Raw genomic sequence first — 13,558 nt, 5'->3', positions numbered from 1 at the left:
GGTCCGGGCCCGATACGCGAAAGCGTCAGTCGACCACATGGCGCCCCTCCGCCCGAGCGCTGCACGCGCCGCGGAAGGCACAGCGCTCGCAGTGGTCGCCCGTGGTCGGGGTGAACCGCTCGTCGAGAACGCGCCCGGCCGCGGTGGCGAGCAGTTGCCCCACCCACTCGCCGTCCGGCGGCTCCTGGGCCTGGACCTTGGGGACGTCGTCGCCGCCGTCCTTCTTGGCGGCGCCCTGCCGCAGCTGGACGAGCTCCGCGCCGCCCGCCTCGGGGCGCCCGCCCTCGAAGAGGTCGTCGACGGCGCCCTCGCGCACCGCCAGCTGATACGCCGCCAGCTGGGGGTGGTGCTCGACGTCGCCGCGGGTCACGGTCTGCTTGCCGGTCTTGAAGTCGACGACGTAGGCACGCCCCTCGCCGTCCGTCTCGACGCGGTCCATGCTGCCGCGGATGCGCACCTTATAGACGTCGGCTTCGAGCGTGACGTCGAAGGAGTGCTCGGTGGCGACCGGGGTACGGCCGCCGCGCTCCATCACATGCCAGTGCAGAAAGCGCTCCAGGGCCGCCCGTGCCTGCTCCTTCTCCTGCCGTGACTTCCAGGGGGCGTCGAAGGCGAGCGCGTCCCATACGGACTCCAGGCGCTCCATGAGGACCGCGAGATCGGCCGGGGTGCGGCCGGAGGCGACCTCGTCGGCCAGGACGTGCACGACGTTGCCGAAGCCCTGGGCGGCCGTCGAGGGCGCGTCCGCCTTCACCTCGCGCCCCAGGAACCACTGGAGCGAGCAGGTGTTGACGAGCTGGTCGAGGGCGCTGCCGGACAGCGCCACGGGCCGGTCCCGGTCGCGCAGCGGGACCTCGCTGTGCGTCGGCTCGTGCAGCCCCCACCAGCGGTGCGGATGGGCAGCCGGAACCAGCGGCCGGCCCTCCTCGTCGCGCAGCGCCGCGAGCCGCGCCAGCCGGCGCGCGGCGGCGTCGCGCAGCGCCTCCGAGGCGTCCGGGTCGACGGTGGTGGCGCGCAGCTCGGCGACGAGCGCGGCGACGGACAGCGGGCGGCGCGGCCGCTGGGTGACGTCGGTGGGCGGGACGCCAAGTTCGGTGAGGAAACGGGAGGGCTGGTCCCCGTCCTCGGAGGCGGCCTTGACGGCGGTGATCACGAGCCGCTCCTTCGCGCGGGTCGCCGCGACGTAGAACAGCCGCCGCTCCTCGGCCAGCAGCGCGCCCGGCGGCAGCGGCTCGGCCAGCCCGTCCCGGCCGATCCGGTCGGCCTCCAGGAGCGAGCCGCGCCGCCGCAGATCGGGCCACAGCCCCTCCTGCACCCCCGCGACGACCACCAGGGCCCATTCGAGCCCCTTGGCGCGGTGGGCGGTCATCAGCCGTACGGCGTCGGGGCGGACCATCCGGCGGGAGAGGGTGTCGGCGGCGATGTCCTGGGCGTCGATCTCCTCCAGGAAGTTGAGGGCGCCACGGCCGCCGGTGCGCTCCTCGGCGCGGGCGGCGGTCTCGAACAGCGCGCACACCGCGTCGAGGTCACGGTCCGCGTTCCGCCCGGCGGTGCCGCCGCGCTGCGCTGCCCGCTCCAGCCGGCCGGGCCAGGAGGTGCCGTCCCATAGCTGCCACAGCGCCTGCTCGGCGGTGCCGCCCCGGGCCAGTGCCTCCCGGGCGGTGCGCAGCAGCAGCCCGAGCCGCTGGGCGCCGCGTGCGTACGCCGGGTCGTGGACGGCCAGCCGCTCCGGCTCGGCGAGCGCCTCGGCGAGCAGGGCGTCGGAGGGGCGCGGCACCGCGCGTCCGGCTGACCGCTCCTCCTCGCGCAGCGCACGGCCCAGGCGGCGCAGATCGGCGGCGTCCATACCGCCGAGGGGCGAGGTGAGCAGGGTCAGGGCGGTCTCGACGCCGAGGACCGCGGACAGCCCGCCGCTGTCCGGCAGCGCGGCCGTGGCGGCGGCGCGGAGCGCCGTCAGCAGGGGGGCCACGGCGGGCTCATGGCGCAGCGGGATGTCATCGCCGTCCACCTCGACGGGGACTCCGGCCGAGGTGAGCGCCCGGCGCACACCGGGGATCGAGCGCCCCCCGGCGCGCACCAGAACGGCCATCTCGCGCCAAGGCACCCCGTCCTCCAGATGGGCGCGGCGCAGGATGTCGGCGACGTTGTCGAGCTCGGCGCCCGCGGTGGGGTACGTGTACGCCTCGACGCGGCCACCGTCGCGAGCGGCATCGAGCTCCCGATGCGCCCTTACGGCTCGCGCGGGCAGCCGGGTGAGCGGCATCCGGCCGGTGATCCGCCGGGTGGCCGCGAGCAGGGCGGCCCCCGAGCGGCGGGAAACGGTGAGGACCTCCATGTCGGCGGGCCGGCCGTCCGCCCGCGGGAAGTCCTCGCGGAAGCGGAGGATGCCGCCCACGTCGGCACCGCGGAAGGCATAGATCGACTGATCGGGGTCGCCGAAGGCGAGCAGGGTCCTGCCGCCGCCCGCGAGCGCCCCCAGCAACCGGCCCTGGGCGACGTCGGTGTCCTGGTACTCGTCGACGAACACGGCGTCGTACCGCCCCGCCAGCTCGGCCGCGACCTCCGGCCGCCCGGCGAGCAGCACCGCGCGGTGTACCAGCTCCGCGTAGTCCAGCACCCCCTGGGCGTCCAGGACATCGAGGTACTCGGCGAGGAAGCCGGCCGCGGCGGACCAGTCGGGGCGCCCGGTGCGCTCGGCGAACTCCCCCAGCGCCCGTGGGCCCAGGCCCAGCTCCCGGCTGCGGGCGAGCACCGCGCGCACCTCGTCGGCGAAGCCCCGCGTGGTCAGGCAGGCGCGCAGGTCGTCGGGCCAGCGGACGAAGGCCCGGCCCTCGCGCGCCAGCTCGGCCTGCCCGGCGAGCAGCTCCCTGACGACGACGTCCTGCTCCGGCCCGGAGAGCAGCCGCAGCGGATCGACGAAGAGGTCGACGTCCTGGTGGGCGCGGACCAGGGCGTAGCAGTAGGAGTGGAAGGTCGTGGCCCGTGGGGCACGCGCGCCGCCCAGGCGCGCGGCCATGCGGTCGCGCAGTTCGACGGCGGCCTTACGGCTGAAGGTGAGCACCAGGAGCCGCTCGGGGTCCGCGCCCTCGCGCACCCGGCGGGCCACCGCCTCCACGAGCGTCGTCGTCTTGCCGGTACCGGGCCCGGCGAGCACCAGCAAAGGGCCGCCCCGATGCTCAACCACAGCGCGCTGCCGTGCGTCCAGGACAGGAAGGGCGCCGGGCTCCGGCCGATGACGGAGCAGGCGGTAGACGCCCGAGGACGACTGCCGTGAGGAGGGCTGCCGCGCCTGCCGCTGCCGCGGAAGGGACGAGGGGGAGGAGCTCACGTTGGATCGCCGGTCCTGGTGGGTTGGCTGGGTGCGGGACAGCCTCTCATGCACGGCAGGACCTCACCCGTATGGCTGTGGATACCGCCGGTACGCCCGTGGACCCGCCGCACATCGGTACCGCCCCGCGCGAACCGCGCACGCGTACGCCCCCGTACACGCCGCGCCCCGGCTCGGCCACATGTCCGCCGTCCCCGGCACGGCTGCCGCAGCCCCGCAACGCCACCGGCTGCAGTCCCGCCACCGGCTGTGGTCCCCCTGCCGGACGCGGCCCCGCTACCGGCCGTGGTCCTGCCCGCCCCCGTCCCACCGCGCCCTGGCCATGTCGATCCGCGGCAGATGGCCCTCGGCCGAGCGCGCCGCCTCGCGCAGCGGGGTGCCCTCCTCGCGGTAGTGGTCAAGAGCGCGCAGCTCATGGCCGGGCAGCAGCGCACCGTCCGCACGCACGACCCGCCACCACGGCACGGCGCCCCCGTAGAGCGCCATCACCCGCCCCACCTGGCGCGGCCCGCCCTCCTCCAGCCATTCCGCGACGTCCCCGTAGGTCATCACGCGGCCGGAGGGGATCGACTCGGCCACATCCAGCACCCGCTCGGCGTACTCGGGCAGCTCGTCAGCGCTGTCCCCGTCTCCCGGCTCCCTGCTGTCCCTGCTCTCCCGGCTCATCCGCCCCATCCTGCCGCACCCCTGCGACAGCCCCGCCGACGGCCGCGCCGAGCGTCCCGCGAGCGGTGGCCAGGGGCCCGCTGGGGGCGGATTGCGGTTCGATCACGCACTGTGCGGGATTCCTCAGCACGGCGTACCATTCGGGGTTCACGTCCCCGAAATGCACCCTGATGCCCCCCTCCGCAGCCCGGGCATGCCACCATCTTCCGGGCGGTGACTGGTGATACGAGATCAAGAAGAGACGGCGAAGCAGCAGGGTGCGCAGCCTCCGGAGGAGGAGGCCCGCACCCCGGAGTCGTTGCCGCACTCCAAGGCGCCGTCCGGCGGCCGGCAGGAGCCCCCGGAGGCGGGGGATGACTGCGGCCCGGACGGACCGGAGGGCCATGTGGACCGGGTCTCCGGGGACGAGCCGCTGCTGTCCGCCCGTGTCCACCGCCCCGCCGATCTGCTGCGGCTGCTGCTCGGGGTCCTCGGCATGGCCGTCGTACTGGCCATCGCGGCCTTCGCCCACGGCACCACCGCGGGTCTGGAGAAGGACATCGGGCACGGCGCCAACCAGGCGCCCCCGCTCCTGATCGACTTCGCGGGGCTCACGGCCGGGGTGGCCGTCCTCGTCCTGCCGGTGGCCTTCGCCTTCGAGCGGCTGATCAAACGAGACGGCCTGCGGATCGCCGATGGCGTGCTGGCCGCGGTGCTGGCCCACGGGGTGTCCCTCGCCACGGACCTGTGGGTCGCCAGAGCCGCCCCCGGCTCGATCCGCGAGGCGCTCACCCAGCCCGCGCCCGGCGGCGCCTTCAGCGACCCCGTACACGGCTATCTCGCCCCCGTCATCGCCTATATGACGGCCGTCGGCATGGCCCGGCGCCCGCGCTGGCGGGTGGCCATGTGGTGCGTACTGCTGCTCGATGCCTTCGCGGTGCTCGTGGGCGGCTACACCACACCGTTCTCGATCATCCTTACGGTGCTCATCGGCTGGACGGTGGCCTATGGCACGCTCTATGCGGTCGGCTCCCCCAATGTGCGCCCCACGGGCCAGAACCTGCTCGCCGGGCTGCGCCGCGTCGGCTTCAACCCGGTCAGCGCCATGCGCGCCGAGGAGCCCGAGGACGTGCACGGCGGCCACGGCGACCGGAGCCGCCGCTATCTGGTCACCCTGGAGGACGGCCCGCCCCTGGACGTCACCGTGGTCGACCGGGAGCAGCAGGCCCAGGGCTTCTTCTACGGTGTCTGGCAGCGGCTGACACTGCGGACGATCACCCCGCCCCGCAGTCTCCAGTCGCTGCGCCAGGCCCTGGAGCAGGAGGCGCTGCTCGCCTATGCGGCCATCGCGGCCGGGGCCAACGCGGCCAAGCTGATCGCCACCTCCGAGCTGGGCCCGGACGCCGTGATGCTGGTCTACGAGCATGTCGGCGGGCGTCCGCTGCACACCCTGCCGGACGAGGCGATCACCGACGAGCTGCTGGCCGGGGCCTGGCACGAGGTCCAGGCGCTCCAGTCGCGGCGCATCGCCCACCGGCGGCTGGACAGCGACGCCCTGCTGGTCGACCGGAACGGCACGGTCATCCTGACCGATCTGCGCGGCGGTGAGATCGCGGCCGGTGACGTGGTGCTGCGGATGGACGTCGCACAGTTGCTGACCACCCTGGGGCTGCGCGTGGGCGCCGAGCGCTCCGTGGACGCCGCGGTGGCGGTCCTCGGCCCGGACGCGGTCGCCGACAGCCTGCCGCTGCTGCAGCCCCTGGCGCTCGGCCGGGGCACCCGCGCGACCCTGCGGCAGCTCGCGCGCGAGCGCGCCCAGCGCCAGCGGGATGCCGTCCTGGAGGCGTCACACGCCGCCAAGGAGGCCAAGGAGGCGCGGGAGGCCGAGGAGACGAACGCCAAGGAGCCCGGGGCCCCGGAGGCGGCCACCAGCGACCGCAGGACCAGCAAGGCCGAGAAGCAGGCGGAGAAGCGCGCCATAGAGGAGGCCCTGGAGGACGCCCGCGAGGAGGATCTGCTCTCCCAGATCCGGCAGCAGGTGCTGCTGGTGAGGCCGCAGGCGCCGATAGAGCCCGAACGGCTGGAGCGCATCAAGCCGCGCACCCTGGTCAGCTTCTGCGCGGGGGCCTTCGCCGCGTACTTCCTGCTGTCCCAGTTCACCCATCTCAAGCTGGGCACCCTGGTCGGCGAGGCCAACTGGATCTGGGTCATCTTCGCGCTCCTCTTCTCCGCGCTCACCTATCTGGCCGCGGCGCTGAGCCTGCTCGGCTTCGTCCCGGAGAAGGTGCCGCTGCCGCGGACGGTGCTGGCGCAGGTCGCCGCCTCGTTCGTGAAGCTGGTGGCGCCCGCGGCGGTCGGCGGCGTCGCCCTCAACACCCGCTTCCTGCAGCGCGCGGGGGTGCGGCCGGGGCTCGCGGTGGCCAGTGTGGGCGCCTCCCAGCTGTTCGGGCTCGCCAGCCATATCGTGCTGCTGCTGACCTTCGGCTACATCACCGGCACCGAGCGCACCCCGGCGCTCTCGCCGTCCCGGACCGTGATCGCCGGGCTGCTGACGGCCGCCGTGCTGGTCCTGGTGGTGACCGCGATCCCCGTCCTGCGGAAGTTCGTGTCCACCCGGGTGCGGTCGCTGTTCGCGGGCGTCATCCCGCGCATGCTGGACGTGCTGCAGCGGCCCAAGAAGCTGCTCACCGGCATCGGCGGCACCCTGCTGCTGACCGCCGCCAATGTGATGTGCCTCGACTCCGCGATCCGGGCGTTCGGCGGTGAGCTGAGCTACGCGAGCATCGCCGTCGTCTTCCTCGCGGGCAACGCCCTGGGGTCGGCGGCGCCCACCCCCGGCGGTGTGGGCGCGGTCGAGGCCGCCCTGATCGCGGGTCTGACCTTCGCCGGGCTGCCGTACGAGACCGCCGCGCCCGCGGTGCTGCTCTTCCGGCTGATGGTCTTCTGGCTGCCGGTGCTGCCCGGCTGGGTGGCCTTCACCCACCTCACCCGCAGAGAGGCGCTGTAGGGGCCCTGGACGCCCCGCGCGAGCCCTCCCGCGGGCACCCGGCCGCCCAGCACCCCTCTCACCCGTACGCCCCCGCTGTGCGCGCGCGGGGCGCCCGCCGCCCGCAGGATGGCGATACGCCGCCACCCCCGGGAGGGCCGCCGTGTCCCGACCTCTGCGCCTCGGTGCGCTGTCCACCGCCCTGCTGCTGGCCGTCCTGGCCGCCGGATGCGGTAGCGGCGGCGGACGGCCGGACACCTCGGCCCATCAGAAGCTGCACTGGTCCGGCTGCCCCGCCCCCTCCCCGAACCAGGACGCGGCCGCCACCAAGGCCCCGGGCGGGCAGTGGGAGTGCGCGACGCTCCATGCGCCGCTGGACTACCGCAAGCCGCACGGCCGGACCATCGGCATCGCCATGATCCGCGCCAAGGCCACCGACCGGCGCCACCGGATCGGCTCGCTCATCTTCAACTTCGGCGGCCCCGGCGGTTCGGGCGTGGCCACCCTCCCGGCCCTCGCCAACAGCTACAAGCAGCTGCGCACCCGCTACGACCTGGTCAGCTTCGATCCGCGCGGGGTCGGCCGCAGCAGCGGGGTGCGCTGCCTGGGGGACAAACAGCTCGACGCCTACTACGCCGCCGACTCCACCCCGGACAACAAGGCCGAGGTGAAGAGCCAGATCCGCCGGGTCAAGACCTACGCCGCCGCGTGCGAGAAGAATTCCGGCACGATCCTGCCCTACGTCGGCACCACCAACGCCGCCCGCGACATGGACCTCATGCGGCGCGTCCTCGGCGACAAGAAGATGCACTACTTCGGCGTCTCCTACGGCACCGAACTCGGCGGCGTCTACGCCCATCTGTATCCGAAGAAGGTGGGGCGAGCCCTCTTCGACGGAGTCGTGGACCCCATGCAGACACCCGAGCAGGGCGCGCTCGCCCAGGCCAAGGGGTTTCAGCGCGCCCTCAGCGACTATCTGAAGGCATGCACCAAGAGCAGCGTCTACAGCTGCCCCACCCAGCCCCGGATCCGCTCGCTGCTGAAGCGGCTCGACGGCCATCCGGTGCGCGGCTACGGCGGCCGGAAGCTGACCGAGTCCCTGGCCGACGGCGGCATCGCGCAGTCCCTCTACTCCCGGGACTACTGGCAGTACCTCACCCAGGGGATCGCGGGCGCCCAACAGGGCGACGGCAGAATCCTGCTGGCCCTGGGCGACGCCTTGAACGGACGCGGCCCGGACGGCCGCTACAGCACCCTGCAGTCCGCGCTGACCGCCATCACCTGCGCCGACTTCAAGCAGCGCTATACCGTCGCGGACATCGAGCAGAAGCTGCCCGCCTTCCGTAAGGTCTCCCCCGTCTTCGGCGACATGATGGCGTGGGGCCTGACGCAGTGCACCGACTGGCCGGTCCGCGGCGCCTGGACCACACCCGACGTGAGCGCCAAGGGGGCCGCCCCGATCCTGGTCGTCGGCAACACCGGTGACCCGGCCACCCCGTACGAGGGTGCGGGGCGGATGGCGAAGGAGCTGGGGCCCGGGGTCGGGATCGAGCTCACCTACAAGGGCGAGGGCCATGGGGCCTACGACGGCGGCAACGCCTGCGTCCGAAAGACCGTCAACGCCTATCTGCTGCAGGGCAAGGTGCCGAAGAAGGGCAAGGTCTGCGGCTAGGCCCGGGTCCGCGCCCGGGCCCGCCTCGCGAACCGTGACGGCATTGAGAAGAAGTACGGACGATTCCGCCCCCGCCTCCTCATAGGATCTCCGGATATGCCGAGTTCCCCACGCACCATACGGACCAGGGCGCTGGTCTCCATGACCGCCATGGTCGCCCTCATCGCCGTCGCGGGCTGCGACGGCGGCGGGGGAAGCGAGCAGGGCAAGGCGTCGACCAAGCCCTCGGCCCCGGCCCCGGCCGCGCCCTCGGACTCCGGGCTGCCGGGCTCGCTCACCGCTCAGAAGCTCAACTGGTCGTCCTGCCCTGCCCCGACCGCGATCCAGGGCACCGGTGAGAAGCCGGGAGACGAGTGGGAATGCGCCACGCTCAAGGCGCCGCTGGACTATGCGAAGCCCAAGGGCGAGACGATCGATCTGGCCATGATCCGCGCCAAGGCCAACGGGCCGGGCAAGCGCATCGGCTCCCTGGTGTTCAATTTCGGCGGACCCGGCGGCTCCGGGGTCTCCTCGCTCCCCGGTTTCGCCGCCGCCTACGACACCTTGCGCTCACGCTATGACCTGGTGAGCTTCGATCCGCGGGGGGTCGGGGAGAGCGCCGGGGTGACCTGCCAGAGCGACAAGCAGATCGACGCCTCCGACTCCGTCGACGGCACTCCGGACAACGACGCCGAGATCAAGACAGCGATGGCGGACGCCAGGGCGTTCATCAAGGGCTGCCAGAAGCGTTCCGGCACGGTGCTCGCCCATGTGGACACCGTGAGCGCCGCCCGCGACATGGACCTCATGCGGCAGGTGCTCGGCGACGACAAGCTGTCGTACTTCGGCATCTCCTACGGCACCGAACTCGGCGGCGTCTACGCCCACCTCTTCCCCGCCCGGGTGGGACGCGCGGTCCTGGACGCCGTGGTCGACCCCACCGAGGACCCCGAGCAGGGCTCCTACGGCCAGGCGAAGGGGTTCCAGCTCGCGCTCGACAACTACCTTAAGGACTGCGCCAAGAAGGGCGCGGCCTGCCCGACCGGCGGCGACCCGGCGGCCGGTACGGACCGGATCGTCGACTTCCTGAAGAGGCTCGACAAGAAGCCGCTGTCCACCGAGAGCGGCCGCAAGCTCACCCAGGACGGGGCGCTGGGCGGCATCGCCGCCGCGCTCTACGACAAGGAGAGCTGGAAGTACCTGACGATCGGGCTGCAGGAGGCGATGCAGCTCGACGAGGGCAATCTGCTGCTCGCCATGTCGGACTCGATGTCCGGCCGCGACGACGACGGCCACTACAGCAACATCAACGCCGCCAATGCCGCCATCAACTGCGTGGACGACAGGCAGCGTTACACGGTGACCGATGTGCAGGCGCAGCTGCCGCGCTTCCGTAAGGCGTCACCGGTCTTCGGCGAGTATCTGGCCTGGGGCCTGCTCGGCTGCACCGACTGGCCGGTGGACGGCACCACGGACACCCCGGACGTCAGCGCCAAGGGCTCGGCGCCGATCCTCGTGGTCGGCAACACCGGCGACCCTGCCACCCCGTACGAGGGGGCGCGGAAGATGGTCAAGGAGCTGGGCGAGGGCGTGGGCGTCGAGGTCACCTACAAGGGGCAGGGCCATGGCGCGTACAACAGCGGCAACGCCTGTATGACGAAGACCGTGAACGCCTATCTGCTGGACGGGAAGGTGCCCGCGGGCGGCACGACCTGCCGGTAAGGGACTCACGGAGCATTAAGAGGGCCGGGCCCGCCGTAAGGGGCTCATGGAACGGCAAGGGGGCCGGACCCGCCGTCGGTGCGGCGGGTCCGGCCCCCTGGTGCGCGGTGCGTCAGGAGATCAGTAGACCGGCTTGTCGGGCTCGATCTGGTTGACCCAACCGATCACGCCGCCGCCCACATGGACGGCGTCGGAGAAGCCCGCGGACTTCAGGACGGCCAGGACCTCCGCCGACCGGACACCCGTCTTGCAATGCAAGACGATCTTCTTGTCCTGCGGAAGGTCCTGGAGGGCGCCGCCCATCAGGAAGTCGTTCTTCGGGATCAGCCGGGCGCCGGGGATCGAGACGATCTCGTACTCGTTCGGCTCGCGGACATCGATGACGTCGATGTTCTCACCGTCGTCCATCCACTCCTTGAGCTGCTTGGGAGTGATCGTCGAACCGGCCGCCGCCTCCTGGGCCTCCTCCGACACCACACCGCAGAACGCCTCGTAGTCGATCAGCTCGGTGACGGTCGGGTTCGGACCGCAGACCGCGCAGTCGGGGTCCTTGCGGACCTTGACCTGGCGGTAGGTCATCTCCAGGGCGTCGTAGATCATCAGACGCCCGACCAGCGGGTCGCCGGTGCCGGTGAGCACCTTGATGGCCTCGGTGACCTGGATCGAGCCGATGGAGGCGCACAGCACGCCCAGCACGCCGCCCTCGGCGCAGGACGGGACCATGCCGGGGGGCGGGGGCTCCGGGTACAGGCAGCGGTAGCAGGGGCCGTGCTCGGACCAGAAGACCGACGCCTGGCCGTCGAAGCGGTAGATCGAGCCCCAGACATACGGCTTGTTCAGCAGCACGCACGCGTCGTTGACCAGATAGCGGGTGGCGAAGTTGTCGGTGCCGTCCACGATCAGGTCGTACTGGGAGAAGATCTCCATCACGTTGTCCGCCTCGAGGCGGCCCTCGTGCAGCACGACGTTGACGTACGGGTTGATGCCCAGGACCGAGTCACGGGCGGACTCCGCCTTGGGGCGGCCGATGTCCGCCTGGCTGTGGATGATCTGGCGCTGCAGATTGGACTCGTCGACCTCGTCGAACTCCACGATGCCGAGCGTGCCCACGCCGGCCGCGGCGAGGTACATCAGGGCCGGAGAGCCGAGGCCGCCCGCGCCCACACAGAGCACCTTGGCGTTCTTCAGCCGCTTCTGCCCGTCCATCCCGACATCCGGGATGATCAGATGGCGTGAGTACCTGCGGACCTCGTCGACGGTGAGCTCGGAAGCCGGCTCGACCAGCGGTGGCAGCGACACGGGGACTCCGTAAGGGAAGGGAGCAAACGGTTCACCCCCGCGTGAGCGGGGAGGTTTTCTTCTCGTAACACTGCCACGCCCCATCTCATTCCATGACACGTGGTCCGAGTCGCGAGACGATTTCGTCCCAGTAGCCGGGCAGGGCCTTCCAGGGGGAATCCGCGCAGGTCCGCCCCTCAGGATGGACCGTACGGTCGGTGAAGTAGATCGTGCCCGCGCCCTGCCAGCGGGCGATCCTCAGCGCTTCCTCGAGATGGCGGCGGGGGACGCCGTGCACCTGGTGGCAGAACCGTTCGGGCGGATACCCAGCCGTCCATTCGGCCACCTGGGACCAGCGGTAATCCGCCCACGAACCCCGGAAGGTCACGAGCTGATCGGCGAGCTCCATATAGCCCTCATGCGGGTGGATGCCCTGGCCGAGCACCAGATACGCCCCGCCCAGCAGCGCGCGCAGCGTGGCCACCGTACGGCGGACGTCCGGCAGACCGGGGCGGTCCACCGGGCAGCGGTCCAGACAGAAGCCGTCGACCTGGTACCAGTCCAGGAAGTGGTTCGCGTCACTGATCAGCTCACCGAAGGGGCGGGTGCCGCACCGCAGGTCGAGGTGGCCCAGCACCCGTACACCCGTGGCGCGCAGCCTCGACGCCGCCGTAAGGCAGTGCGGATCCCTGCTCGTGCCGGGGCCGCGGGAGACATTGAGGACCGCCCAGTGCAGGGGCGTGCCGGGGCGGGTGAGCTCGGCCCACTCGGTGGGCGCGACCAGGGGGTGGGCGTAGCCGGGCACTCCGAAGCCCAGCCGGTCGGCGGTGGCCGGGGTGTCGTGCGAGGGGCCCGCGGGGATCAGATGCGACATGCCGCCTCCATCCAGATGTCGGCGAGCGACTCCTCCAGTGGGATCCGGGAGCGCCAGCCGAGCCGGTCGCGGGCGGTGCGCACATCGGCCTGCTGCCAGCTGCCGCAACCGTCCGGATAGGGGTAGGTGGTCGCGTTGCCGGCGCCTCCCGGGCCGCCGCCGTGCTCGGCCGCCGCCTGGGGGTGAGCGGGCGCGTGACCGTGCGCGGTGGCATGGGCGTGGGCCATGCCATGGGGGTGGGCGGGCGCCGGGATATGGCCGACGGCGGCCGGGACGCGCCCCGGCGGGCTGTCGATCTCGTGCAGGGCGCCACCGAAGCCCGCGACCCTGGCGAGCACGGAGGCCGCCTCGCGGAGCCGTACGGCGCGCCCGGTGCCGATGTTGACGACACCCTGCGCGGCCGACAGCGAGGCCGCGTGGACCGCCCGCGCCACGTCCCGTACGTCCACGAAGTCGCGCTGCACACCGAGGCCGCTCAGCTTGAGCTCGCTCTCCCCGGACTGCATCGCGCGCCGCATCGCCTCAGCGAGCCGCCCCAGCGGCGAACCGGCCGGAGTGCCGGGCCCCACGGGCGAGAAGACCCGCAGCACCACCGCGTCCAGTCCGGAGCCCAGCACCAGCTCGCTCGCGGCGAGCTTGCTCACGCCGTACGGGCCGCCGGGGCGCGGCACGGCGTCCTCGGCGGTCGACGAGCCGGGCTGCGAGGGCCCGTACTCGGCGGAGCAGCCGATCTGGACGAGGCGGGCGCCGCAGCCGCTGCGGCGCAGCGACTCGCAGACGGTCGCCACGGCGACGGTGTTGTGCCGGGTGAGCTCGCGCGCCCCGCCGCGGGTCGCCCCGGCGCAGTTGATCACGACGCCGGGGTGGACCGCGTTGAGGAAGCGGGTGAGCGCCCCGGGACTGCCGTTGGAGAGGTCGAACCGCACATCGGCGTCATCGCCACGGCCGAGCGCGGTGAGCTGGACGGCGGGGTCGGCAAGCAGGTGTTCGGCGACATAGCGGCCGAGAAATCCGCCGGAACCGAGCAACAGGACTCTCATCGGTCGCGCCTCCCCGTGCCGGCGCGCTGATCGG

At 72.6% G+C, this 13,558-nt stretch carries 8 protein-coding genes; 3 read left to right on the top strand and 5 right to left on the bottom strand.

What is annotated here, in order from left to right:
- Nucleotides 1–25: 25 nt before the first annotated feature.
- Both CGL27_RS30985 and CGL27_RS30980 read right to left on the bottom strand, forming a co-directional pair.
- Nucleotides 26–3,328 (bottom strand): ATP-dependent DNA helicase, encoded by a 3,303-nt coding sequence (locus CGL27_RS30985; RefSeq protein WP_119991381.1) that lies wholly within the window; start codon nucleotides 3,326–3,328, stop codon nucleotides 26–28.
- Between the two features lie 276 nt (nucleotides 3,329–3,604).
- Nucleotides 3,605–3,994: an MGMT family protein gene (locus CGL27_RS30980; RefSeq protein ID WP_078643450.1), complete on the bottom strand. Its 390-nt coding sequence runs from the start codon at nucleotides 3,992–3,994 to the stop codon at nucleotides 3,605–3,607.
- 220 nt (nucleotides 3,995–4,214) lie between these two features.
- On the opposite strand from CGL27_RS30980, the gene CGL27_RS30970 reads away from it, so the two are divergent.
- From CGL27_RS30970 to CGL27_RS30960, 3 genes are all read left to right on the top strand, one after another.
- Entirely contained in the window at nucleotides 4,215–6,980 is a 2,766-nt protein-coding gene (locus tag CGL27_RS30970; RefSeq protein ID WP_119991380.1) for a lysylphosphatidylglycerol synthase transmembrane domain-containing protein, read from the top strand.
- Between the two features lie 142 nt (nucleotides 6,981–7,122).
- On the top strand, nucleotides 7,123–8,631 hold the full coding sequence (locus CGL27_RS30965; protein WP_119991379.1) for an alpha/beta hydrolase: 1,509 nt from the start codon (nucleotides 7,123–7,125) through the stop codon (nucleotides 8,629–8,631).
- Nucleotides 8,632–8,727: 96 nt separating this feature from the next.
- Entirely contained in the window at nucleotides 8,728–10,332 is a 1,605-nt protein-coding gene (locus CGL27_RS30960) for an alpha/beta hydrolase (protein WP_119991378.1), read from the top strand.
- 120 nt (nucleotides 10,333–10,452) lie between these two features.
- On the opposite strand, the gene moeZ is transcribed toward CGL27_RS30960, so the two are convergent.
- From moeZ to CGL27_RS30945, 3 genes are all read right to left on the bottom strand, one after another.
- Entirely contained in the window at nucleotides 10,453–11,631 is a 1,179-nt protein-coding gene (gene moeZ / locus CGL27_RS30955) for an adenylyltransferase/sulfurtransferase MoeZ (RefSeq protein WP_078643444.1), read from the bottom strand.
- An 85-nt stretch (nucleotides 11,632–11,716) separates the two neighbouring features.
- Nucleotides 11,717–12,484 carry a spherulation-specific family 4 protein gene (locus CGL27_RS30950; RefSeq protein ID WP_078643442.1) on the bottom strand — a complete coding sequence of 256 codons (768 nt, stop codon included), beginning with the start codon at nucleotides 12,482–12,484 and terminating at the stop codon, nucleotides 11,717–11,719.
- A complete protein-coding gene (locus CGL27_RS30945; protein WP_119991377.1) occupies nucleotides 12,472–13,524 on the bottom strand; it encodes an NAD-dependent epimerase/dehydratase family protein in 1,053 nt (350 codons plus the stop codon). The genes CGL27_RS30950 and CGL27_RS30945 overlap by 13 nt, the downstream gene beginning before the upstream one ends.
- Between the last annotated feature and the right edge of the window lie 34 nt (nucleotides 13,525–13,558).

Source organism: Streptomyces sp. 11-1-2 (assembly GCF_003595545.1).
Taxonomy (GTDB): Bacteria; Actinomycetota; Actinomycetes; order Streptomycetales; family Streptomycetaceae; genus Streptomyces; species Streptomyces hygroscopicus_B.
The sequence above is the reverse complement of the archived record's forward strand: the minus strand, read 5'-3'. Positions and strand labels throughout refer to the sequence as shown.

Excerpts from the sequence above, each read along its gene's own strand:
- CGL27_RS30980 (WP_078643450.1), bottom strand. The coding sequence starts at position 3,994 with ATGAGCCGGGAGAGCAGGGACAGCAGGGAGCCGGGAGACGGGGACAGC.
- CGL27_RS30945 (WP_119991377.1), bottom strand. The coding sequence starts at position 13,524 with ATGAGAGTCCTGTTGCTCGGTTCCGGCGGATTTCTCGGCCGCTATGTC.
- CGL27_RS30960 (WP_119991378.1), top strand. The coding sequence starts at position 8,728 with ATGCCGAGTTCCCCACGCACCATACGGACCAGGGCGCTGGTCTCCATG.
- CGL27_RS30950 (WP_078643442.1), bottom strand. The coding sequence starts at position 12,484 with ATGTCGCATCTGATCCCCGCGGGCCCCTCGCACGACACCCCGGCCACC.